This window comes from Actinophytocola sp. (genome assembly GCF_049647105.1).
Taxonomy (GTDB): domain Bacteria; phylum Actinomycetota; class Actinomycetes; order Mycobacteriales; family Pseudonocardiaceae; genus Actinophytocola.
This window is the reverse complement of the sequence record NZ_JBARWZ010000039.1, coordinates 14661-36924: the sequence shown is the minus strand read 5'-3', so window position 1 is coordinate 36924 and position 22264 is coordinate 14661. Positions and strand designations below refer to the sequence as shown.

The 22264-nt window shown below is 68.9% G+C and carries 23 protein-coding genes, 1 tRNA gene and 1 pseudogene; 14 read left to right on the top strand and 11 right to left on the bottom strand.

Annotation, left to right across the window (positions count from 1 at the left end; genetic code table 11):
- The 5 genes and pseudogenes from WBA97_RS05870 to WBA97_RS05850 form a co-directional block, all read left to right on the top strand.
- Nucleotides 1-734 (top strand): annotated as a pseudogene (locus WBA97_RS05870) (hypothetical protein); the annotation flags it as partial.
- Nucleotides 735-792: 58 nt separating this feature from the next.
- Nucleotides 793-1848 (top strand): phosphotransferase, encoded by a 1056-nt coding sequence (locus tag WBA97_RS05865; RefSeq protein ID WP_424229657.1) that lies wholly within the window; start codon nucleotides 793-795, stop codon nucleotides 1846-1848.
- Between the two features lie 305 nt (nucleotides 1849-2153).
- Nucleotides 2154-2357: a hypothetical protein gene (locus WBA97_RS05860; RefSeq protein ID WP_424229656.1), complete on the top strand. Its 204-nt coding sequence runs from the start codon at nucleotides 2154-2156 to the stop codon at nucleotides 2355-2357.
- A gap of 147 nt (nucleotides 2358-2504) precedes the next feature.
- Entirely contained in the window at nucleotides 2505-2741 is a 237-nt protein-coding gene (locus WBA97_RS05855; protein ID WP_424229655.1) for a hypothetical protein, read from the top strand.
- Nucleotides 2719-3870 carry an NUDIX hydrolase gene (locus tag WBA97_RS05850; RefSeq protein WP_424229654.1) on the top strand — a complete coding sequence of 384 codons (1152 nt, stop codon included), beginning with the start codon at nucleotides 2719-2721 and terminating at the stop codon, nucleotides 3868-3870. The genes WBA97_RS05855 and WBA97_RS05850 overlap by 23 nt, the downstream gene beginning before the upstream one ends.
- Nucleotides 3871-4529: 659 nt before the next feature.
- Here the strand turns inward: WBA97_RS05850 and WBA97_RS05845 are convergent.
- The 4 genes from WBA97_RS05845 to WBA97_RS05830 all read right to left on the bottom strand — a co-directional run bounded on the left by WBA97_RS05845 (nucleotide 4530) and on the right by WBA97_RS05830 (nucleotide 7345).
- Nucleotides 4530-6089 carry a relaxase/mobilization nuclease domain-containing protein gene (locus WBA97_RS05845; RefSeq protein ID WP_424229653.1) on the bottom strand — a complete coding sequence of 520 codons (1560 nt, stop codon included), beginning with the start codon at nucleotides 6087-6089 and terminating at the stop codon, nucleotides 4530-4532.
- Complete coding sequence (locus WBA97_RS05840) at nucleotides 6086-6490, bottom strand: plasmid mobilization protein (protein WP_424229652.1); 405 nt, start codon at nucleotides 6488-6490, stop codon at nucleotides 6086-6088. Before WBA97_RS05840 ends, WBA97_RS05845 begins: the two co-directional genes overlap by 4 nt.
- A gap of 379 nt (nucleotides 6491-6869) precedes the next feature.
- Nucleotides 6870-7094, bottom strand: a complete 225-nt coding sequence (locus tag WBA97_RS05835; protein ID WP_424229651.1) for a helix-turn-helix transcriptional regulator — start codon at nucleotides 7092-7094, stop codon at nucleotides 6870-6872.
- Nucleotides 7091-7345, bottom strand: a complete 255-nt coding sequence (locus WBA97_RS05830; RefSeq protein ID WP_424229650.1) for a helix-turn-helix domain-containing protein — start codon at nucleotides 7343-7345, stop codon at nucleotides 7091-7093. The genes WBA97_RS05835 and WBA97_RS05830 overlap by 4 nt, the downstream gene beginning before the upstream one ends.
- 95 nt (nucleotides 7346-7440) lie before the next feature.
- Here WBA97_RS05830 and WBA97_RS05825 point away from each other — a divergent pair, with 95 nt between their 5' ends.
- Nucleotides 7441-8004, top strand: a complete 564-nt coding sequence (locus WBA97_RS05825; protein ID WP_424229649.1) for a hypothetical protein — start codon at nucleotides 7441-7443, stop codon at nucleotides 8002-8004.
- 75 nt (nucleotides 8005-8079) lie between these two features.
- Nucleotides 8080-9192: a tyrosine-type recombinase/integrase gene (locus WBA97_RS05820; RefSeq protein ID WP_424229648.1), complete on the top strand. Its 1113-nt coding sequence runs from the start codon at nucleotides 8080-8082 to the stop codon at nucleotides 9190-9192.
- Between the two features lie 119 nt (nucleotides 9193-9311).
- Here the strand turns inward: WBA97_RS05820 and WBA97_RS05815 are convergent.
- The 4 genes from WBA97_RS05815 to cmk all read right to left on the bottom strand — a co-directional run bounded on the left by WBA97_RS05815 (nucleotide 9312) and on the right by cmk (nucleotide 12227).
- A tRNA-Pro gene (locus WBA97_RS05815) sits at nucleotides 9312-9385 on the bottom strand.
- Nucleotides 9386-9437: 52 nt separating this feature from the next.
- The gene (der, locus tag WBA97_RS05810) at nucleotides 9438-10850 is read right to left on the bottom strand and encodes a ribosome biogenesis GTPase Der (RefSeq protein ID WP_424229647.1); all 1413 of its coding nucleotides are present in this window, start codon (nucleotides 10848-10850) and stop codon (nucleotides 9438-9440) included.
- A complete protein-coding gene (locus WBA97_RS05805; RefSeq protein ID WP_424229646.1) occupies nucleotides 10843-11478 on the bottom strand; it encodes a lysophospholipid acyltransferase family protein in 636 nt (211 codons plus the stop codon). Before WBA97_RS05805 ends, der begins: the two co-directional genes overlap by 8 nt.
- Nucleotides 11475-12227, bottom strand: a complete 753-nt coding sequence (gene cmk / locus WBA97_RS05800; RefSeq protein ID WP_424229645.1) for a (d)CMP kinase — start codon at nucleotides 12225-12227, stop codon at nucleotides 11475-11477. The genes WBA97_RS05805 and cmk overlap by 4 nt, the downstream gene beginning before the upstream one ends.
- A 100-nt stretch (nucleotides 12228-12327) precedes the next feature.
- Between cmk and WBA97_RS05795 the strand changes: the two genes are divergently transcribed.
- Complete coding sequence (locus WBA97_RS05795; RefSeq protein WP_424229644.1) at nucleotides 12328-12891, top strand: snapalysin family zinc-dependent metalloprotease; 564 nt, start codon at nucleotides 12328-12330, stop codon at nucleotides 12889-12891.
- A gap of 69 nt (nucleotides 12892-12960) precedes the next feature.
- Complete coding sequence (locus WBA97_RS05790) at nucleotides 12961-13527, top strand: snapalysin family zinc-dependent metalloprotease (RefSeq protein WP_424229643.1); 567 nt, start codon at nucleotides 12961-12963, stop codon at nucleotides 13525-13527.
- Between the two features lie 9 nt (nucleotides 13528-13536).
- Here WBA97_RS05790 and WBA97_RS05785 read toward each other — a convergent pair whose 3' ends face one another.
- From WBA97_RS05785 to WBA97_RS05775, 3 genes are read right to left on the bottom strand one after another with little or no spacing between them, the layout of a single operon-like run.
- Nucleotides 13537-14718, bottom strand: a complete 1182-nt coding sequence (locus WBA97_RS05785) for a kynureninase (RefSeq protein WP_424229642.1) — start codon at nucleotides 14716-14718, stop codon at nucleotides 13537-13539.
- Nucleotides 14715-15521 carry a tryptophan 2,3-dioxygenase gene (locus WBA97_RS05780; protein ID WP_424229641.1) on the bottom strand — a complete coding sequence of 269 codons (807 nt, stop codon included), beginning with the start codon at nucleotides 15519-15521 and terminating at the stop codon, nucleotides 14715-14717. Before WBA97_RS05780 ends, WBA97_RS05785 begins: the two co-directional genes overlap by 4 nt.
- Nucleotides 15518-16318, bottom strand: a complete 801-nt coding sequence (locus tag WBA97_RS05775) for a PaaX family transcriptional regulator C-terminal domain-containing protein (protein WP_424229640.1) — start codon at nucleotides 16316-16318, stop codon at nucleotides 15518-15520. Before WBA97_RS05775 ends, WBA97_RS05780 begins: the two co-directional genes overlap by 4 nt.
- Nucleotides 16319-16369: 51 nt before the next feature.
- Here WBA97_RS05775 and WBA97_RS05770 point away from each other — a divergent pair, with 51 nt between their 5' ends.
- From WBA97_RS05770 to WBA97_RS05750, 5 genes are read left to right on the top strand one after another with little or no spacing between them, the layout of a single operon-like run.
- Nucleotides 16370-17197, top strand: a complete 828-nt coding sequence (locus WBA97_RS05770) for an LLM class flavin-dependent oxidoreductase (RefSeq protein WP_424229639.1) — start codon at nucleotides 16370-16372, stop codon at nucleotides 17195-17197.
- A complete protein-coding gene (locus WBA97_RS05765; RefSeq protein WP_424229638.1) occupies nucleotides 17197-19257 on the top strand; it encodes an FAD-dependent monooxygenase in 2061 nt (686 codons plus the stop codon). The genes WBA97_RS05770 and WBA97_RS05765 overlap by 1 nt, the downstream gene beginning before the upstream one ends.
- Nucleotides 19254-19988, top strand: a complete 735-nt coding sequence (locus WBA97_RS05760) for a creatininase family protein (protein WP_424229637.1) — start codon at nucleotides 19254-19256, stop codon at nucleotides 19986-19988. Before WBA97_RS05765 ends, WBA97_RS05760 begins: the two co-directional genes overlap by 4 nt.
- Nucleotides 19985-21514, top strand: a complete 1530-nt coding sequence (locus tag WBA97_RS05755; RefSeq protein ID WP_424229636.1) for a benzoate-CoA ligase family protein — start codon at nucleotides 19985-19987, stop codon at nucleotides 21512-21514. Before WBA97_RS05760 ends, WBA97_RS05755 begins: the two co-directional genes overlap by 4 nt.
- Nucleotides 21511-22200 carry an SDR family NAD(P)-dependent oxidoreductase gene (locus WBA97_RS05750; protein ID WP_424229635.1) on the top strand — a complete coding sequence of 230 codons (690 nt, stop codon included), beginning with the start codon at nucleotides 21511-21513 and terminating at the stop codon, nucleotides 22198-22200. Before WBA97_RS05755 ends, WBA97_RS05750 begins: the two co-directional genes overlap by 4 nt.
- The last annotated feature ends 64 nt before the right edge of the window (nucleotides 22201-22264 follow it).

Below are 22264 nucleotides of genomic sequence, written 5' to 3'. Positions count from 1 at the left end.
CCGCCGAGGCCGCCCGCCTGCACGCCCTGGCCCAGGACCCGGCCGCGCGGGCCTGGCAGGCAGCACGGGTGCGCCTGGTGCTCACCGTCGTCGCGTTGACCGCGCTGGTCGGCGCGCTGGGCTGGTCGACCACGGGCGTGCACCACACCCTGACCCAGTCGATGACCGAACACAGCGCGGCGTGGTGGGGCGCCTGGGTGGTCGAGCCGGTGATCTCGGCGGTGCTGCTGGTGGTGGTCGGGGCGCGGGCGTTCCTGGCGACCCGGGGCCGGGTGCTGCGGCACCGGCACCTGACGGTGGTCGAGTACGGGGCACTGTCGGTGACGTTGACGTTGAACGTGTGGCCGTACCTGCCGTGGGTGTCGCTGTCGTGGGAGCGGTTCGACGCGATGCAACTCCTCGCGCACGCCATCGGCCCGCTGGTCGCGGTCGGCGCGGTGGCGGTGCTGCCGGTGATCTGGTCAGCGTTCGCCGACCTTGACCACGGCCTCCCGGTAGGCCCTACCCCCGCCCCTACTGGCCCGGAGTACAGCGCAAACGCCTCCTATGGGGGCGATGCGGAACAGGAGGCTACCGAAGCTCGGACGGCCCTACTGATCACCCGCGCCCGGCGGTTAATCGCCGCCGGGCGGTTGCCCGCCGACCCGTCCGCGACTCGGCTGCGAGAGGCGCTGGCGTGCGGCACCGACGCGGCCCGCCAGGTCCGCGACGCCCTGCGCGGGGGTGCGGCGTGAGCCTGACGGAGCAGAAGGACGACACGGTTGGCGAGCTGATCCCGTCCCGAACGGCGCCATGCCCACCGGGCACAACGCGGCGGCCCCGGTGCCGACCGCAGGGAAAGCCGATGAGAGGCCTGGCGCGGTGAAGGCCGCCGCGCCGGTGTTGGACGGCGAGTTGATCAGTGAGGCCGAGTACCAGCGGTCCCGTGCCCGCCGGTTGGCCGAGTCGGCGGTGTCGCGGCTGCCCGCCCAGTGGCAGACCCCTGGCTCTGAGGCGGAGACCGGAACTCGACGTCGTCGCAGGTTCGAGTCATGGGAAGACGCACTCAACCAGCCATGGGAACGCTCCGGACGATTCCTGGCCAGCCAGATGCCGGACGGCACCACCGAGCCTGACGAGACCGCCGCCGACCTCGACCAGTGGTGCCTGCAGCATCTGGAGGAGAACGACGGTGCCCGGGATAACGCCCGCTACGACGGGATCGAAGCCCCCATGGTCACGGCCAACCTGCCCGAACACACCCCGATCACCGAGATGAACAGCCTGACCCGCACCGCGGCCTACCTCATCCAGCGCGGCAGCCAGGCAACGGAAGCCGAGCGGGACGCCTACGAGACCCGCAGGAAGGCACTGATGGCCAAGCTCAGCCAGGCGGAGACAGAATGCATGGATCGCGTCCCGTCCACGCGGCTGGACACCGCCACCCGCAAGGCGTGGGCAGACCTCTGCGCGGCGCACGCCCCGGCCCTTGCCGACGTCGACGACCACGCCCGCCTGGTCCATTCCGACCTGAACCCCAAGAACATCCTGGTCACCCGCACAGGCAGGGGATGGCGTGTCGACGCCGTCCTGGACTGGGAGTTCAGCTACTCCGGATGCCCGTATGCCGACGCCGCCAACATGACCCGGTTCGGCGCCGACTACCCCAACGACTTTTTGGACGGCTTCCGTGCCGCCTTCGCCGACAACCTGCCCGGCGACCTGACCGCCGAGGACTGGCTATACCTCGGACGGGTCCTGGACATGTTCGCCCTCAGCAGCCTGGCCACCGAAGAGCATCCCATCGCCGACCAAGCGGCACGGGAGATCCTCCGCTGGGTCGCCGACGGACTACCTGACTCCCGCTGAACCACGATCGCCCTTCGCCGACTCCAACAGGCCGGTCTCATCACACATCGTGAGTGTCCTCTCTCATCGGCAGAAGAGGGCGTTGAGCTGACCAGTTTGTGGCTCTGGGCGGCTCGCTGGGAGTCGCGAGCAACGTCTTTCGGGTGCGCCTGGCTGCCGCCAACGGCGTGTTGGCTTGCTTGGTGCAGAGAAATTTCGAACTGCGCAAGGTCGCCCTCGGAACCTGTGGACGCAACCACAGATCCCCTTGCCAGCACGAAAATGCGTGTGTCAGATGCCCTCTCCTTCGCGTCGACCCAGCACAGATGCCGCGCCTGGAGGAGATCCACGCCAACCTCGTGGACCGACTCGCCGAAGCGAAGGAGCAGGGCTGGCTGGGCGAAGTCGCCGCGATCGAGACCACCATGGCGGCCGCGGCTCAGAAACTCGATGCCATGCGCACCGCCCGCAACAAGCCAGTCCACCTCGGCATGCCCGATGTCCGTCTCTCCGCCGGCCGGCGAGCTTGAAGTCGAGCAGCGATGGAAGACCCGGTATGTTTCGAGCTGACTCCAACCCTTCGGTACAGCGCTGGAGCTGGGCAAAGACTCTGAGTTAGGGTTACGGGCATGCAATCGACTGAGGCAGAATCTCGACCGTAGTGCAAACCTCACGGCATGAAGAAGTACGCGAGTTCTACCGTTGCCGTCGGCTTGACCGCGGTGATGATCGTGTTCGGGTTCGCGGTGCTTATGGTCGTCAACGGCTACGGCGCGGAGGTCATCGTTCCGGTGGTCACCGGCACCAGCCTGGCAGCTGGCGAACTTGTACGCCGCATCCAGACACCCCCTTCCAGGCCGTCCGACTCGGACCGAGGACCCAGGGAAGATCGTGAGTCGAACATCAGGCAGTGAGACGCCGCCGTCTGTCGCGATTATCGGAAGCTTTCGTCAGCATCTTAGAGAGGTTCGCGAGGCTGCCAGGGTTTTCGTCGAAGCTGGGTTCACTGTGAAGTCGCCGCCAATGGATCCGGTGAGGGACGGGAAGCGAGGGCACATCGTTTTCACGTCCGATCCGATCGACGCGACGGATCACCAGATCCAGACCGCAACATTTGACAAGATTTTCTCGTCCGACTTTGTGTACGTAGTCAATCCTGGTGGATACATCGGTCGAACTACCTCCTACGAGTTGGGCCAGATCCACCAACGAGGAATGGCCGTCTACTACGCCGAACCGCCGTTGGACCTTCCGATCGATGTGCTAGCCGATACTGTTGCGAGCGCTCAGGACCTAGTAGGCGCTATTCGCCTACAGACGACTGCCATCAGGCCGGTTCGAAGGCCGCGTGTAGCGGCGTTGCCGACTGTAGACATTATCATCCTCACTATTCGCAGTAGGCAGCTCTGTGTTCTACTGATCAAGCGCGGCAAGGAGCCTTACCGCGGAAAGTCAGCCCTACCGGGCGGCTTTCTGCGACCCGGCGAATCCCTGGAGAAGGCCGCGAGCCGAGAGCTTCAAGAAGAGACGAATCTCAAGGGATCCTTCCTTCTTAAACAGGTCCACACGTTTTCGGAGCCAGAGCGGGACCCGCGTGGACGAATCGTGAGCACGGCATTCCTCGCGATTGCAGCTGGTCTTTCCGACGTCCAAGGCGCGTCTGACGCTGCCCGCGCCGACTGGGTAGAGGTCGATGAGTCGATGTGGAACGATCCGCGACGGCTTGCCTTCGACCATGGGGAGATCCTTCAGCGCTCCGTCGAACGCGCCCGCACTCTGTTAGAGCACACCACCGTCGCAGCGGACTTCTGCCCCCGGAAGTTCACCATCAGCGATCTTCGGAGAGTCTACGAGGCTATCTGGGGTGTCAGCCTCAACCCGCAGAACTTCCAGCGCCGGATCCGCGATATCAAAGGCTTCGTAGTACCCACCCATGAGCTGCAGGACGGCAGGCAGGGCCGCCCAGCCGAACTGTTTCGGCGAGGACCGGCCCAGATCCTCGATCCCCCGATCATTCGCCCACGGCAGCGACGGAGGGCGTGACGTCATTATGTCGAGCCGGGATCTTTGGCGGGGCGCGCGACACGCCCGGGCATGTCGACACCGAAGCCGTCTCCGCCACTGTCAGTGACGGTCCGGAGCCTTAACTTGGTGTTGAGCCCCCAAGATCATTTCGGTTAAGCAGGCGTGCTCATGCTGGCAAGGGGCGCCAAAGGGCGACCACACTCGCCGAGCTCGAGTTTACGAAGTTGGTGCTGTTTGGAACTCGACCCACTCCTGCTCGGTGGGCTCGCGGTATTCGGCCTGGGGCCTCAAGGCGCGGCGGCGGTCGAGGAGCGCCCGGCGGTCCATCCTGTCGCATCCCGGATTCAGCCGTTCACACTCAGGGCGAGACTCGCGACGCGCGGGTGAGGCTCCGATCGCTCATGGCCCGACTTCTGCCGCGGACCTCCGCCGCGAAGCCGACCGCCAAACCGCCGACGTGGTCAGCCCATTCGCCGACGCCATCGCCCACGCAACCGCCGAGCCGCAGGAATCTGCGCGCGTTTGGAGATGCTGGAACGACTGCGCGAGCCGCACCGCCGGATGGAAAGGATGCGTGATCACACCCGCGCCTTGGTCGGCCAGATCCAAGGGGAGCTGACCGCCCAGCGCAGCAGCGACGCGCGTGTGTACAGCACTTGATCGTTGCGATGCCGGTGTCAGCGTGCTCGGCCGCGATGTGCATCTGGCAGCGGCTCGTGTCCTCGTATTCGTGGTCGCTGTGGGGTTGTGTGGCGTTGGTCTGGCTGTGGTCCCGGTGTCGTTGTCACGTTGGGCGTCGGTGTGTCTGTGGCGAGGCGAGGCGTTCTCGGACTATTGCGTTGCCGGGTGCTGGTGTCGGTGTTCACGAGGTCGGCCGCGCGTTGTGCTGCGATGGCTTGCCGTGCTTGGCCGGTCTGTTGTCGCCAGGCGGCGATCTGGGCCAGTAGCGCGGCGAGGGCGAGGAGGAGGCCGATGGCGATCAGGCTGGTGCTGGCGCGTTTGGACAGGATGCCTGCCTTGAGGAGGTCTCGGGCGGCGGTGCGGAGTTCGACGGCGACTTGGGACCACTGGCTGGGTTGGACCCGGTGGGGTGCTGCGGCGGCCCATTCGTAGGCGGCGGCGGCTTCGGTGAGGGCGCCGGGGGTCGGTCCGTCGATCGTTGTCGCCACGGCGATGAGCATGTCGGCGGTGGCGTGGGCGATGTCGTCGCCGCTCCCATCTGTCGAGGTGTCGCTCGCGTCGAGAATTGCCGCGAGGTGGTGTCTGGCGTTGTCGGTCGCCTGTGTCGCTCGCACCAGCAGATCGTCCGCATCGCGACGAGCCCCCGAAGGCTCGTAGTCGAGAGGGACTGATGCGTTGCTGGCGGCCCAGCGGCTGGTGAGTTTGGGTGCGGACAGGTCGTGGGCGAGGCTGCTGCCGCTGAACCAGACCCGGCCGTCTGGCGACGTGGTGCTCCAGTCGCCGGACGCCGCGACGCGGTAGCCGGTCAGACGACCTTTGTGGTCCCAGCGGGCTTCCACTGTCACCAGCAGCTCTCGTTCGAGGAGCTGGATGAACTCCGTCGCCGATGCCGCCTCGGCCGCTGCGGTGCGGACTGCCCGGCGCAGGAATTCGCGGCTGGTGGCGGGGCGGTGGTTGCGGGCTGCCTTCTCGGTTTCGGCTCGGGTCGGGCGGACCGCCGCGGTCTTGTCGGCGGGGGAGGTGTGGGTCAGGCCGAGGCGGTTCTCGACGTCCAGGCACCATTGCCGCCAGCGGGGCCAGTCGCGGTAGGTGTCGGCGACGGTGCCGTTGCCCCGGACGAGGTTGACCGCGAGGTGGACGTGGTCGTTGCCGTCCTTGCTCGGGCCGTGGTGCACCGCGACCCACCGGCAGCCGGCCCGGCCGTCGTCGGCCGGGCCGAAACCCATCCGGTCGACGGCCTCCTTCACCAGTGTGCGCCACCGGGCGTCGCCGAGTTGTCCGTCCTGGCGGGGGAGGGACAGGGCGACGTGGTAGACGTGCCCGCCGTCGAGTTGGACAGAGTGCCCGGTCATGGACGCATCGATCTCGCGCGCCAGCCGGGCCAACCAGCCGCGTCGGCGTTCGGCGAACGCGCCACCCTCCAGCCACTCCGGGTCCCAGGCGGCGATCAGGTGCGGGTTGGTGTGTTCGTTGCTCTTGCCGGGGCCGAACAGGTAGCGCAGCAGCCCGTAGGTGTCCTTGCCGTACTTGCCCTTGGCTGGTGCCTTGGCGATCATGGCGACTCTTCCTGTGAGGAGTCGGCCGGGTCGACCGCTTCCAGCACCGTGCGGAGCCGGTCCAGGGACGCGGCGAGGTAGTCCAGGGCGGCGGGCAGGCCCGGCGGCAGGTGGCCGGTGCTGTTGGCGACGGTGGCGATCTGGTTGAGGTTGGTGCCGATGCGGATGAGCCGGGTCTCGGCGGTGTCGAGTCGTTCTGCCCACCACCGCTGCTGCCGGAGGCTCCAGCCGGTGTCGGTGTCGCGCAGCCCGGACTCGACCAGGTAACGCGGCACCGACAGTCCCGCCGCAGCGGCGCGGACGATCAGAGCGGCGTAGGTGGTCTCGGTTGTGCGGACGTGGATGCTGACGGGCGAGCCGCCCCTCACGCGACGCTGCCGCCGCGTCTTCCGTTGCGTCATCAGTCCCCCGACTGATCGACGGGCGTGCTCCCTGCACGCCCGTGGGTGTCGGCCACGGCGTCGTGGCCGTGGTCTGGCATCCGGTTACCGGATGACTAACTTGCTGACCGCCGGTTGAGGCTGTCGTCGACCCGTGAAGGAGCGAAGGGCGCGGCATCGTCCGGGTCGCGTCCTTCACTCCCCTTGGGCCACTGGGCGGTGAAGGCGCCACACCCATCCGCCGCCGAATTCGGACTTCTCCGAACGCACTTTCGCCTGCGACTTGGCGCACTTATGGGCGTCTTTGGAGAAGCTGGCGTACAGCTCTCACCCGCGGGCATCGAGTGCGTGGTTCGTCGCGTTCCTTTGGTCATGACCGTCCCCGATCGAAGCCATGACGTCAGTCCAACGCTGAGAGTCGGCGAATGATCGACTCCGTGTACGCCACGTACCGGCTACCGAACTTCTCCACCTTTGCCGGGAACTCGCCGCGCGCCACCAGCTCGTAGGAGTGGCTGCGGCTCAACCCGAAGGCTTCGCCCGCGGTCGGCACGTCGACGGTAGGCGGCCACTCCGCCTTGATTTCCGCCAACGTCGGACGCCGCTTTCCGCTGCGCGCCCTCATCGCTCGTCCCCTCGCCGCTGACGCTCGACAAGACGGACCAGAAAGCTGTGGTAGGCCACGACGTTACGGCCGCTCGGCAGCCGACTCCCCCGCTCCCAACGGTGCACAGTGGACGCCGCGACCTCGCAGTCGTGCGCGACCAACGCCTGGCTCAACCCGGCGGCTACACGCAGATCCCGCGCGTAGCCAGTTGTGATCCACTCGCGGAGTTCGACGAGCCGGTCCGCGAGGGTGATTCCCCCGATGTTCATGACACGACGATATGCCAATAGCATTGACATGTCATTGACATAGTCCTATCGTCGTATCATGTGAACGCTCACGAAGGGATGCGTATCGTTCTGCCGTGCCACGCCTGCCGAAGAACTTCCGAATCGACTCGGTGACCATCGAACACCTCGGGTCCCGCGGCTACCTGCCCGCAGGACCCGACACCGCTGTGCCAGTGAACTTCGAGGCCCACTTCCTGCTGGGAGAGCCGAACGCGGCGGTGAGGATCGAGGTGTTCGTGACAGCCGACACCGGCCCGGTCGTCGTCGAACTCAACATCAGGTCGACCACCAGGACACCGATCACAACCTCGGTGGTGAGGCAAGTGCTGGTCGATCAACTGCTGCGTGAGGCGATGACGGCAGCCGCCGTTCCGGCGTCGGTGCGAGAGGAATGGCTGGCAACGGTGCCGCCGAACCAGACCGCGACGACAACCGAGCCCACCGCGCACACGCAAGCCGACCTCGACGCACACACGGCCGCGCAGCTCTACTCCGAGGCCGTGGCGTCGGGCAGCAAGTCTCCGGCCCTGGTGGTCGGAGACGCGATGGGCAAGTCGAGGGCGCAGGTGGCCCGATACATCCGCAGGGCTCGCGAGCTAGGACTATTGCCCCCGCTCGGCTCGTCCGAGGGGGCCTGACCAGAGGAGCGACAGCTCGTGGGGGACCCGATCAAAAAGATCGAGTTGAAGGACGGAACGACCAGGTATCGGTTTGTGATCGACATCGGTCGTGACCAGACGACCGGCAGACGCAAACAGCTCACCAAGACCTACGACACCAGGAAGGAGGCCCGCGCCGAGTACGCAAAGATCAAGAACCAAACGGACGAAGGCACCTTCGTGGGACCGGACAAGACCACCGTGTCCGAATGGCTGGACACGTGGCTCAAGTCGGCCACGATCGACGTCGAGAAGGCCACCGCCGCGAACTACGCGGATGCGCTCCTCCCGGTCCGGACACGGCTCGGCGGCAAGCGGCTCCAAGAGGTCACCGAGGAGGACGTGGACGAACTGGTGAGCTGGATGCTCACCTCCGGTCGCAAGCGCGGCGGGAAGGTCGGCAGCGGCCTCAGCGTCCGATCCGTGCAGCTCACGTTGGGGCGCTTCCGGTCATCCCTGAACGTCGCGATGCGGCGCAAGCTGGTCGTCCGCAACGTCACCCAGTACACGCAAATCCCGCGTGAGGCGCGGCGCAAGGCTGCGGCTGCGGCGTCCCAGCGGGTGCCCTGGAGTGAGACGGAGGTGAGACAGTTCCTCGCCTCAATCCGAGACTACCGGCTCCACGCACCCGTGCTCCTGACGCTGATCGGGATGCGGCCCGCCGAAGTTTGCGGGCTGCGCTGGTCGGCGGTCGACCTCGACGCCGGGACGCTGTCGGTCGAGCTGACCAGGACGCTGGTCGAGGGCGAAGTGGAGGAGAAGGGACCGAAGTCGGAGAAGGGCAAGCGCAAGCTGCCCCTCCCTACACCCCTGCATACGGCGCTCAAGGCATACAAGGCCCGCCAGGCCGCAGAGGCGATGAAGGCCGGTGCGCTGTATGAGCGATCCGGGTTCGTGTTGGTCGACGAGCTGGGACAGCCTTGGAAGACCGACAGGTTCCGGCGAGCCATCTACAAACTCATGGCCGCAGCGAAGGTGCGGAAGGTCCGGCCGTACGACGCCCGGCACGCCTGCCTGACCTACCTCGCCACGTCCGGCGTACCCGATGTGATCGTCAGCGCCTGGGCGGGCCACGCGGACCTCAGCTTCACCAAGCGGGTCTACATCCACCCCAATGTCGAGCACCTTCGGCAGGCGGCCGACCAACTCGGCGAACTGCTGGGCTGAACAAGCAGTACGAGCGTTCGTGAGAAAGTGTGAGACGACACGCCCCTGAACGCAGTCAGGGCCTTGTCTCACCGAAGTGATCCAAGGCCCTGACCTGGACTTTCGTCCTACTTCGACCGTCGGGCTGACAGGATTTGAACCTGCGACCCCTTGACCCCCAGTCAAGTGCGCTACCAAACTGCGCCACAGCCCGGCCGCATCTCCTCTTCGAGGAGGTGCGGGGTCAGCCTAGCGTACGCCTCCGGTCAGCTCTTACGGGGGCGCTTCTCCCGGACCCGGACCGACAGGCGGATCGGGCTGCCTGTGAAGCCGAACTGCTCGCGGAACCGGCGTTCGATGAACCGGCGGTATCCGGCCTCCAGGAAACCGGTCGTGAACAGGACCAATGTCGGCGGGCGGGTCTGCGCCTGTGTCGCGAACAGGACCTTTGGCTGCTTGCCGCTGCGTACCGGGGGCGGGGTCGCGGCGATGAGGTCCGTCAGCCACGAGTTCAGCTGCCCGGTCGACACTCGCTGGTCCCACGATGTCAGGGCGGTGCGCAGGGCCGGAGCAAGCTTGCGCACGGAGCGGCCGGTCAGTGCCGACACGTTGATGCGTTCCGCCCACGGCACCCGGACGAGGCCCCTGTCCAGTTCGCGGGTCAGCTGGTTGCGGCGGTCCTCGTCGACCAGGTCCCACTTGTTGAACGCCAGTACGCAGGCCCGGCCCGCGTCGACGACCATCGTCAGGACTCTCAGGTCCTGTTCTGAGATCGGCTCCGACGCGTCCAGCAGGACGATCGCCACCTCCGCCGCTTCGATGGCGGCCCTGGTGCGCAGCGACGCGTAGTACTCCATGCCGCTTGCCGTCTTGACTCGTTTGCGCAGGCCCGCGGTGTCCACGAACTGCCAGACCTCGCCGTCCAGGTCTACCAGCGAGTCGACCGGGTCGACTGTCGTGCCGGCCACGGCGTCCACTACCGCTCGTTCTTCGCCTACCAGGCGGTTCAGCAGGCTTGATTTGCCTACGTTCGGCTTGCCTACCAGAGCCACCCGGCGGGGGCCCCTTGCCGCGCCGAAGGACTCGCGGGGAGTGGTCGGGAGGGCATGCAACACGGCATCCAGCAGGTCGCCTGAGTTGCGGCCGTGCAGGGCGCTCACCGGGAACGGCTCGCCGAGGCCCATCGACCACAGGGACGCCACGTCGGCCAGCAGGCGCTCGTCGTCGACCTTGTTCGCGGCCAGGAGCACCGGCTTGTCCGAGCGGCGCAGGACCCTTGCCGCCGCCTCGTCCGTCGTCGTGGCGCCTACCGAGGCGTCCACCACCAGCAGGACGGCGTCCGCGGTGCGCATGGCCAGTTCGGCCTGTGCGGTGACCGATGCCTGCAAGCCGTCGGCCTTGGGGTCCCAGCCGCCGGTGTCGACCACCGTGAAGCGGCGGCCGTTCCACAGGGCGTCGTAGGCCACCCGGTCGCGGGTGACGCCCGGTTTGTCCTGTACGACCGCTTCGCGGCGTCCCAGGATCCGGTTCACGAGGGTCGACTTGCCCACGTTCGGCCTGCCGACCACGGCCAGCACGGGCTGCGGGGGCTCACCATCGGTGTCGTCGGGGTGGCCGAACTCCTCGTCTACCGCGGTCCAGTCGGACTCCTCGGCCCAGGTGCCATCCAGCTCAGTCATTGCGTTGCTCATCCAGTTCACGCACCAGGTCCGCCAGGTGCTTGCGAATATCCTCTGTCGCGGCGACGAGGCCCGTGCGTCCACGCTGGACGGACAGCCGGAACGGCTCCCCTACCAGAACGTCCAGCTTAGGCCGGAACCTCCGCCGCACGCCGGGCGGCCGGTACGTGCCGCGCGTCGCCACCGGCAGCACGACCGCGCCGGTCATCCGCACGAGCCACGCCGCGCCCTGTTCCGCGTTCGCCACGTCGCCGGTTCCCCTTGTGCCCTCCGGGAAAACGCCGACCAGGCCACCGGCACGCAGCACCTCGACGGCCGCCATCAGCGGCTCCCGGTCGGCGACACCGCGACGCACCATGATCTGGCCCAGCCACCGGAACGCGTGCCCGGCGATGCCGCGGGACAGCTCGGCCTTCACGAGGAACACCGCGCGCCTGCGCACCATTCCGAACAGCACCTGCGGCTCGACGAACGAACTGTGGTTCGCGACAAGCACCACGGGACCGGTCGCCGGCACCCGTGACCGGTGGTGGATCCGGATCCGGTACGTCGGCCGGTGCAGCCACGTGCCAAGCCAGCGCCCGAAGTCGTGCACCCACGGGACCGCGCCGGCGGGAAGCGTGCTCACCAGCCGGCTGCCACCCCACGCAGGTCCCGCTCGGCCACCAGCGCCATGATCTCGTCCAGCACACCCTGCAGGTCGAGGTCGGTGGTGTCGAGCCAGACCGCGTCGTCGGCGGGCTGCATCGGGGACGCGACTCGGCCGGAGTCGAGGCGGTCGCGGCGGTCGACGTCCTTGCGGGTGTCGTCGATCGACACGTCGCGGCCGGATGCGCTGTCCTGCAACGACCTGCGCAGTGCACGGGCGTCGGCGGACGCGGTCAGGAACACCTTCAGCGCGGCGTCCGGCGCCACGACCGTGCCGATGTCCCTGCCCTCCACGACGATCCCGCCGCGTTCCTCGCACACCTCCGCGATGATCCGCATCTGCCGCGCGACGAGCATCGTGCGCACCCCGGCGACCGCGGACACCGCCGACACGGCGAGCGTCACGGCTTGGCCGCGGATCTCGGTGCCGACGTTGTCGCCGCCGAGCAGCGTCTCCTGGTGGTTGGGGTCGGTGCTGACCTTGAGGTCGACGTGCTCCGCGATGCTGAGCACCGCCTCGTCGTCGTCGGTCGCGACGCCGGACCGCAGCACGGCCAGCGTCATGGCGCGGTACATCGCGCCCGTGTCCAGGTATCCCGCCCCCAGTGAGTCGGCGAGACGACGGGCCACCGTTGACTTCCCGGTCCCCGAGGGGCCGTCCAGCGCGATCACACCGCGCAGCTCGCCAAGTAGCACCGCGCTTGCCTCCTCGAGGTCAGTCCAGTCCACCTTCATTCTGCCAGGTGGCAACTGTTCACGACCATCAGCCGGTCCGAAGCGCTGACCTGCACACCTAGCCTCCGAAGCAGGTCAACCGAAGGAGGTAGACATGTTCAGGCGAACCGTCCTCGGGGTGGCGGTAACCCTGCTCGGGCTGGTCGGGGTGGCCGCGCCACAGGCCGGGGCGACCGTAGAACCGCAGGTCAGCACGGCCGCGGTGGTCCTCACCTACGACGACAGCCAGGCCGCCGAGTTCGTCGACGCCGTCGCGGCGGGCGCAGAGGTGTGGAACACGCACGTGACCAACGTGCAGCTCCAGAAGGCCGAGCCCGGCACCGAGGCAGACATCACGATTATCGCGAACGACGGGTGGCCGCAGGCCACGCTCGGGCCGTTCTTCCCTGGTGAAGGCGGTGCCACGGTCTGGTACGGCAGGCAGGCCGTGAACGACGGCTACAACCTGGTCAGGATCGCGTCGCATGAGCTCGGCCACGTCCTCGGCCTGCCCGACATGAAGCCGGGGCCGTGCGAGAGCCTGATGTCGGGTAGCACCGGCGGCGTGGACTGCGCCAACGTGAACCCGAACGCCGAGGAGATCGCGGCGGTCGAGGCGAACTACGCGGGTGGCCGGATTGCCGCACCGCACAAGGGAACCGTGGTCGTTGACCGGTAACTGGTGACCACTGACAGCGTGGCAAACGAGCGTTAACCTTCAGTTACCCTGCAATAACTGGAGGTAATCGTGTTCCGAAGAGCACTTACCGGGTTGCTTGCCACCACTGCCATGACCGCGGCGCTGGTCGCCGGCACCGCCCCGCAGGCGGCTGCCAGCGAGGATGACGGCGTCCACGCCGCGGTCGTCACCATCACCTACAGCGACGCCCGCGCAGGCGAGTTCGTGAACGCCGTCGCGCAGGGCATCGCGATCTGGAACGCGAGCGTCACCAACGTTCGCATCGTGAAGGCCGCCGCGGGACAACGCGCTGACGTGCAGGTCATCGCCGACAACGGCTGGCCGCGCGCCACTCTTGGCCCGGTCCGCCCCGGTGGGAGCGGCACCGTGTGGTTCGGCCGCGAGGCCGTGAACGACGGCTACAGCGTGGTCCGCATCGCCTCCCACGAGTTCGGCCACATCCTCGGGCTGCCGGACCGCAAGCCGGGCCCGTGTACCAGCCTCATGTCGGGTAGCTCCGCGGGCGTTTCCTGCACGAACCCGAACCCGAACTCGACGGAACGCAGCCGGGTGCAGAGCCTGTACGCGGGCCAGGTCGCGCCGCACGCCGACGCGGGCAAGGTCCTCGTCGGCTGACCGAGCCGGTTAGAGCAACACCTCGCCGAGCGTGGCGATCGCGGCCTCGAGCTGCGTATCCGACAGGTAGGGCGCCGGACCGAACCGGAGTTTGTCGCCCCTGCTGTCGGTGAGCACGCCACGCTCGGCGAGCTTGCGCCGCAGGTCCCCCGCACCGGGTGCGGTGAGCGCGAGGAACCCGCCGAACGCCTCGCGCGGCGCGGACCGGTCGCGGGTGATCACGTCCTGGGGCGCGTCGAGGTCGTCGAACAGCGCCGCGAGCACACCGTTCTGGTGCAACGAGACCTCGCGCAGGAACGACGGGGTGAGTCCCTGCCCGGCGAAGAAGTCGAGCACCGCGGCGGCCCGGTAGTGGCTCGTCGGGTCGTAGGTGGAACCGGCGAACCGGTCGCCGCCGGACGCGTAGCCGACCAGACCGGACGCCCTCGACGTGAGGTCCTCGAACTCGGCGAACCACCCCGTGACCACCGGCCGCAGCGTCGCGGCATGCGAGGGCAGTCGCAGGAAGCAGTTGCCCTCCCCCAGCTGCAGGTACTTGTAGCCGCCGCCGGTGATCCACGCGTCGTCGAGTCCCCGCACCGTGAACGGCACGACGCCGAGCGCGTGGTAGGCGTCGACGAGCAGCTCCGCTCCCCTGCGCCCACACGCCGCCGCGAGCACGTCGAGGCCCGGCACGATCCGCGAGGTCTCGAACAGCACCGCTGACACGAGCACGGCCGCGGTGCGGTCGTCCACCTCCGCCGCGAGCCGCTCGGCCAGCGTTTCCGCCGGGGTGGCCGCGACCCGTACGACCTCGATGCCCTCCTCGGCGAGGCGGGCGAGCTGGCGGCGCAGCGTGTGGAACTCGCCGTCGGTGGTGACGAGCCGGGGCCTCGCCCGCAGGTCCAGGCTGGACAGGAACCGGACGACCAGCTCGTGGGTGTTGGCGCCGAGCGCGATGTCGCCGCCGGGGTCGTCGAGCAGCTCCCGGTAGGCCTGCCGCAGCCGCTGCGCCTTCGCGAACGCGAGGTCCCACTTGCCGTCGACGGCGGTGGCCGCGTCGGCGAACGCCTCGACCTGGCCGTTCAGCGCGACATCCGGCCACGCCTGGTGCGAGTGCCCGGTCAGCAGCAGACGATTGGCTACGCCGAATCGTCCATAATGGACAGACAGCGCGTTGGGGTCGGCCCTCAGGTCGTCCACTGTGGTCACAGCTGGCTCCGGACGGCCCAGAGGTCCGGGAAGACGGCGTGGAACAACGTGGTGCGCAGGTACGCGGCGCCCGCCGACCCGCCGGTGCCGGCCTTGCCGCCGATGGTCCGCTCGACCATCTTCACGTGACGGTAGCGCCACTCCTGCAGTCCCTCGTCGAGGTCGACGAGCAGGTCGGCCACCGTGGACGGACCGGAGTCGTCGCCGTACACCTGCACGAGCACCCGTTGCACGTCCTCCGACTCGGTCCACTGTGTCCCGACGTCGCGGCTCAGGTGCGAAGAGGAGATGTCGTACCCGGCGCCGGCGAGGTAGTGCAGGAACGAGTCGAACACGGCGGGCCGCGACATCGCCGCGGTGACGCGGGCGTACGCCTGCGAGTCCTTGCCGTACGGCGCGAGCATCCGCTTGTCACGGCGCCCGAGCACGGCCTCCAGCTCGCGGAACTGCCCGGACTGGAAGCCGCTCGACTCGTCGAGCCGCTCCCGGAAGCTCGTGAACTGGCGCGGGGTCATCGTCTCGAGGACGTCGATCTGCGCGACGACGACCTTGAGGATCGTGAGCGCGCGGCGCAGGGTGCGCGTCGAGTGCGCCGTGTCGCCCTTCTCGAGGCTGCGCTGCAGCTGCGCGAGCTCGTGCAGCAGTTGCTTGAACCACAGCTCGTAGACCTGGTGGATGACGATGAACAGCATCTCGTCGTGCTCGTCGGACCGAGGACGTTGCGCACCGAGGATCTCGTCGAGCGCCAGGTACGACGTGTAGGTCAGTGCTGCGGACTGTCCACCTGGGATGGAATCGGTCATGGCGCGGTCACCTCGTCGAAGTGGCGCTGGGCCGAGGGGGCCAGCGCCGGGTACAGGTCGTGGAACAGGCGCAGGGCTTCTGCCCGGCAGTCCGGCGCGGGAACCAGGTCCTCTGGCAGTTCCGGGTCGAGGAACGGGAACTCGCGGAACGTGTGCACCAGCCTGGTGCGCAGCAACAGGGCCTGGCGGTCGTCGGTGACCTCGTGGTTCCTGAAGTGCTCGACGAAACCACGATACCGCGCGGAAAGCTCGTCGAGGTCCCACACGCGAGTGACGAAGGCGCCGAAGTCGACGGCGGTCGCGGGCCTGCCGAGCATGACCCCCGCGTGGGACGCGACATCCAGTTCGGTGAGCAACGCGGCCAGCTCCGTCTCGCGGTCGTGCGGCGCGAGCCACGTGCCGTCCTGCACCGAGCCGAAGCCGAGGAACCGCAGCCTGCTGACCAGCCGGGTGCGGGCGAGCCTGCGGTCCTCGGGGATCGAGTGCCACAGCACGGTCCAGGTCGTCTCGGTGCGGGGACGCTCACCGAGGGTGAAGATCCGCTGGTCGCCCTCGGCAAGCACGGTCACCGTTCGTGCGGTGAGCGCGTAGTGCACATGCCTGCCGTTCTTGGTCGGCGCCAGCAGCTCGCGGGCGACGAGCCGGTTCAGCGCGACCCGCGCGGCACCCTCACTGAACCCGAACTCGCCCAGCAGCCGCACGAGGCCGCCGGACCAGACGGTGCCGTGCTCACGTTGGACGTGGTGCGCGCCGAGCAGCGTCAGCACCAGGTCCTGCGGAGCAGGCGCGAAGGTCATGTTCGACAGCATAGTTGACGCCTCAGCGCGGTCAACCGTAATGTGTCGGGTGTGAAGGTCGGGATCGGACTTCCGAACACCATTCCGGGCATCTCGGGTGAGGTGCTCGTCGAGTGGGCGCGCCTGGCCGAGGCCGGGCCGTTCAGCACGCTCGGCGTGCTCGACCGCCTCGTCTACGACAGCGTCGAGCCGTTCGCCGCGCTGTCGGCGGCCGCGGCGGTCACGTCCAGGATCGGGCTGGCTACCAACATCGCGATCGGCCCCCTTCGCTCCCCCGCCATGCTCGCCAAGCAGGCACTGTCCGTGGACGCGTTGTCGAATGGACGGTTCACGCTCGGGCTGGGCGTCGGCGCGCGACGCGACGACTACCGCGCGGCGGGTGCCGACCACAAGGCACGCGGCGCCACGCTGTCCGAACAGCTCGCCTTCCTGCGGGGCAGCCTGGCCGAGTCGGGCATCGGCCCGAAGCGGCCGCCGGTCGGGCTGCTGGTCGGCGGGTCGAGCGGCGCCGCACTCGCCAGGATGGCCCGCTACGCCGACGGCTACGCGCACGGCGGCGGCCCGCCCCGCGCGTTCGGATCGGCGGCCAACCGGGCGCGCGCCGCGTGGCGGGACCTGGAGCGGCCGGACGAGCCGAAGCTGTGGGGTCAGGGGTACTTCGCGTTCGGCGACCCGGACCGCGGCAGCGTCTACTTGAAGGACTACTACGCGTTCACCGGCCCGTTCGCGGAGAAGATCGCGGCCGGGAACCTGACGTCGGCGCGTGCGGTGCGCGACTTCGTGCGCGGGTACGAGGCCGAGGGCTGCGACGAACTGATCCTCTACCCCACGGTCGCCTCCCTCGACGACCTTGACCGGCTGGCCGAGGCGGTGTCCTGATGCGTGTCTCGATCGTCGGCGCAGGCCCGTCAGGGCTGTACCTGGCGATCCTGCTGCGCAAGGCCGGGCACGAGGTGTCCATTGTGGAACGTAACGCACCGGACGCGACGTTCGGCTGGGGGGTGGTGTTCTCCGAGGAGACGCTCGGCGCGTTGCGGGACGCGGACTACGCCACCTATCTGGAGATCACCGACTCGTTCGCGCGGTGGACCTCGATCGACATCCGCTACCGGGGCGAGGTGCTGCGGTCGTCCGGGCACACGTTCTCGGCGATCAAACGGGTGCACCTGCTGACGATCCTGCAGGCGCGGTGCCGCGAGCTGGGTGTGGCGCTGGAGTTCGGCACCGAGGTGTCCGCCTCGGCACCCGCCGACCTGGTCGTGGCCGCCGACGGCGCGAACAGCACGTTGCGGCGGAGCGCGGACTTCGGCACCTCGTCGACGCCGCAGGGCTGCAAGTACGTGTGGTTCGGCACGGACCTCGTGCTGGACGCCTTCACGTTCGTGTTCAGGGAGACCGAGCACGGATTGTTCCAGGTACACGCGTATCCGTTCGACGAGCACACGAGCACGTGGATCGTGGAGACCACCGAGGCGACGTGGCGGCGCGCCGGGCTGGACCGGATGTCCGAAGAGGACAGCATGGCGTTCTGTCAGTCGCTGTTCGCGCAGGAGCTCGGCGAGCACCGGCTGATGTCCAACCGATCGGTGTGGCTGGACTTCCCGCTGGTGCGCAACGAAAGCTGGCACCAGGGCAACCTGGTGCTGATCGGCGACGCCGCGCACACCGCGCACTTCTCGATCGGGTCGGGCACGAAGCTCGCGATGGAGGACGCGATCGCGCTGGCCAACGCCTTCGTGCGCCATCCGTCCGATGTGGAGTCCGCACTCGTGGACTACGAGCTGGAGCGGCAGCCGGTCGTCGAGCGGTTCCAGCAGGCCGCCGGGGACAGTGCCGCGTACTTCGGCCGGGTCGGCAGCCACCTTTCGCTGGCGCCGATCCAGTTCGCGGCGAACCTGCTGACCCGCAGCGGGCGGATCAGCCACGCGAACCTGACACAGCGGGACGCCCGGTTCACGCGGGTGCTTGACGCGTGGTTCGCAGCGGACGCCGCAGGCACCCCGCTCGTGCCGGGCGCGGTCGCGCCACCGCCGATGTTCACGCCTCTGCGGGTCGGTGACGTGACGCTGCGGAACCGGGTGGTGCGGGCCGCACCGGACCTGCCCGCCGCCGCTCGCGCCGGCGCGGGACTGGTGCTGACCGGGTTCGTCGCGGTCAGCGAGAGCGGGCGCACGACTCCCGCCTGCCCCGTGCTGGACGAGTCGTGGGCACCCGTCGTGAAGGAGGTCCACGACGCGGGCGCGCTGGCCGGGGTTCGGCTCGGGCATGCGGGACGCCGTGGCGCCACGCGCGCGTCGGCCGGTGTGGACGTGCCGCTGGCGGACGGGTGGCCGTTGCTGTCTGCCTCGCCGCTGCCGTACACGCCGTTCAGCGCGGTGCCCGCCGAGCTGGCCGATGGCGACATGGCGCTGGTGCGGGACGACTTCGTGGCCGCGGCGCGGCGGGCCGTCGACGCCGGGTTCGACGTGCTGGAACTGGATCTCGCGGACGGCTACCTGCTCGCGAGCTTCCTGTCGCCACTGACGAACCACCGGGCCGACGTGTACGGGGCGGAGCCGTTGCGGTTCCCGCTGTCCGTCGTGGACGCGGTGCGGGCCGCGTGGCCGGGCCTCCTGGTGGCGCGGCTGACGGTCACCGACTGGGCGCGCCGAGGCACGACCGTCGAGCAGGGCATCGAGCACGCCAGGGCCGTGGCGTCGCACGGAGTGGACCTGGTGCACGTGCGGGCCGGGCACACGACGGCGACGTCCCGGCCCGAGTACCGGCGCGGATACCTGACCACGCTGTCGGACCGGGTGCGCCACGAGGCCGGGGTGGCGACGCTCGTCGGCGGGTACCTGACCACGCCGGACGAGGTGAACACGGTGGTCGCCGCCGGACGCGCGGACCTGTGCCTGTTCGAGCCCGCACCGACTCCGCTCGAGAAGGCCGCGTCATGACCGCGTTCGCCGACCTCACGTCCACACAGGTGGCCGAGCTGCTCTCGGGACCGAGGAAGCCGGTGTTGCTGCTGCCGGTCGGCGCGGTCGAACCGCACGGACCGCACGCGCCGCTGGGCACCGACGAGATCATCTCGGCGGGGATGTGCGAACGGGCCGCGGCCCGGCTGGCGGACGACGCGGACGTGCGCGTGCTGGTCCTCCCCGCGTTCAACTACGGCGTCACCCGGCTCGCCGCCGGTTTCCCCGGCGCGATCTCGGTCAGCGAGGCGACGCTGCACGCGCTGGTCACCGAGGTGTGCGCCGGGCTGGTGGCGCAGGGTTTCGCGCGGATCGTGGTGGTGAACAACCACTTCGAGCCCGCGCACGTGGCGACGCTGCGGAAGGCCACGGCGGAGGCAGGCGTGGCCTACCTCGACCTCGTCCGCAGGCACAACGCGGAGCGGCTGACCGACGAGTTCCGCTCGGGTTCGTGTCACGCAGGGCAGTACGAGACATCGCTGGTGCTGGCCGACCACCCGGAGCTGGTCGACACCGCGACGGCGGCGACCCTGCCACCGGTGCCGGTGGACCTCCCCGCCGTCATGGCCGAAGGGAAGGCGGACTTCCTCGCGATGGGCATGGACCGGGCCTACTGCGGCGATCCCGCCGGGGCGTCCGTCGCGGAAGGACAGTCCACTTTCGACACTCTCACCGACCTTTTGGTCGAGACCATCCGGGAGGTGGCATGACCCTGTTCAACGTCGCCGACCACTTCGTCGACCGCAACCTGTCACTGGGCCGCGGCGACCGGGTGGCGCTGCACACCCCGGACGGCACGACGACGTACGCCGAGCTGGCGGCGCTGGTGAACCGGGTCGGCAACGTGCTCCTCGAACTGGGTGCGCGGCGCGGTGAACGGGTCTTGCTCGCGCTGTCGGACGGCGTCGAGTTCGTCGCCACCTGGTACGCGGCGCAGAAGATCGGCGCGGTCACGGCCGAGGTGTACACGTTCCTGCAGGCCAAGGACTATCGCTACTTCCTCGACTACACCGGCGCTTCGGTGGTGATCGCGGACCCGGTCACGCTGGACCGGCTGCGGGAGGCGGGCATCTCGGACCGGCAGGTGCTGGTCGTCGGCGGCGGCGACCTGCGGCCCGGCGAGCACGACTTCGCGACCCTCGTCGCGCGGGCACCCGACACGCTCGCCACCGCGCCGACCACCCGTGACGACATCGCGCTCTGGAAGTTCACCACCGGCAGCACTGGTGCGCCGAAGGCCTGCGTGCACACCGCGGCGAGCCCGATCGCCAGCCACGAGAGCTACGCACTCGGCGTGCTCGGCATCACCGAGGACGACATCGTGCTGCCGGTGCCGAAGCTGTTCTTCGGCTACGCGAGGGATCTCACCGCGCTGTACCCCTTCGGGGTCGGCGGTGCGGGCGTCGCGTTCCCGGAGCGGACCACCGTCGAGAAGCTCTTCGAGTTGATCGCCCGGTTCCGGCCGACGATCCTCGTCAACGTGCCGACCATGATGAGCGCGATGGTCGCGCACCCCTCGGCGGCCGCGCAGGACCTGAGTTGCCTGCGGCTGTGCACGTCGGCCGGTGAGGCGCTGCCCTCGGAGCTGCACCGAAAGTGGGACGAGGCGTTCGGCGTCGAGGTGTGCGACGGGATCGGGTCGTCAGAGGCGTACCACATCTACATCTCCAACCAGCCGGGCTCGGCGCGGCAGGGCAGCTGCGGACGGGTAGTGCCGGGCTACTCGGCGCGGGTCGTCGACGACGCGGGCTCGTCGGTACCGGACGGTGAGGTGGGTGTCCTCGAGGTCACCGGTGGCACCGTCGCGCTGGAGTACTTCGGTGACGATGAGAAGTCCGCCACGACCTACCGAGGCGACACCGTCCACACGGGAGACCTGTTCAGCCGCGACGCCGACGGGTTCTTCACCTACCACGGCCGCGCCGACGACCTGTTGAAGTCCGGCGGGATCTGGGTGGCGCCCAGCGAGATCGAACACTGTCTCATCGGGCACCCGGACGTGCTCGAGTGCGGGGTCGCCGGGTTCGAGGTGGACGGGTTGACGCGGCCGCGTGCCTACGTCGTGCTCCGGTCCGGCGCCGCCGTCTCCGGCGACGCGTTGCGGGCGTACGTGCGGGAACGGCTCGCCGGGCACAAGAGTCCGCACGAGGTCGTGTTCGTGGACTCGTTGCCCCGCACGACGAACGGCAAGCTGGACCGGCGCGCGTTGCGGGCCGCGCCATGGGGAACGTCATGAGGCTCGTCGTGGTCACGGGCGGCACCCGCGGCATCGGCGCGGCGGTCGCCAAACGCTTCACCGACCTCGGTGACCGGGTCGTGGCGCTGGGCCGCGCCGACTGTGACGTCACCGACGAGGCCGCGGTCGCCGAGGTCTTCGGCGCGCTCGGCGAGGTGGACGTGCTGGTGAACAACGCGGGCGTGTCGGCGAGCGCCCCGCTCGCGAAGACCACCCTCGACGACTGGCGGTCCCAGGTGGACGTCAACGCGACCGGTGCTTTCCTGTGCACGCGGGCGGTGCTGCCGGGCATGCGGGCGCGGGACCGGGGCCGGATCGTGACGGTGGCGTCGACCGCCGGGCTCGCCGGGCAGAAGTACACGACGGCGTACTCCGCGTCGAAGCACGCCGCGGTCGGCCTGATGCGTGCGGTGTCGGCGGAGGTCACCGGCACGGGCGTGACGGCCAACGCGGTGTGCCCGACGTTTGTGCGCACGGACATGACCGAGACGACCGTGCGGCGCGTCGCGGCGACCACCGGGCGGTCCGAAGAGGACAGTGAGCGGATCGTGGCAGGCATGTCGCCGCTGGGCAGGCTCCTGGAGCCGGAAGAGGTCGCGTTCGCGGTGACGTTCCTCGCCGCGCCGGAGGCGGCCGCGATCAACGGTCAGACGATCGTCCTGGACGGAGGAGGTTTGCAGACATGAGCGGAGCTTGCGGAGCGAATCATCAAACACAGGGCGGAGCTTGCGGAGCGAACCACCAAACACA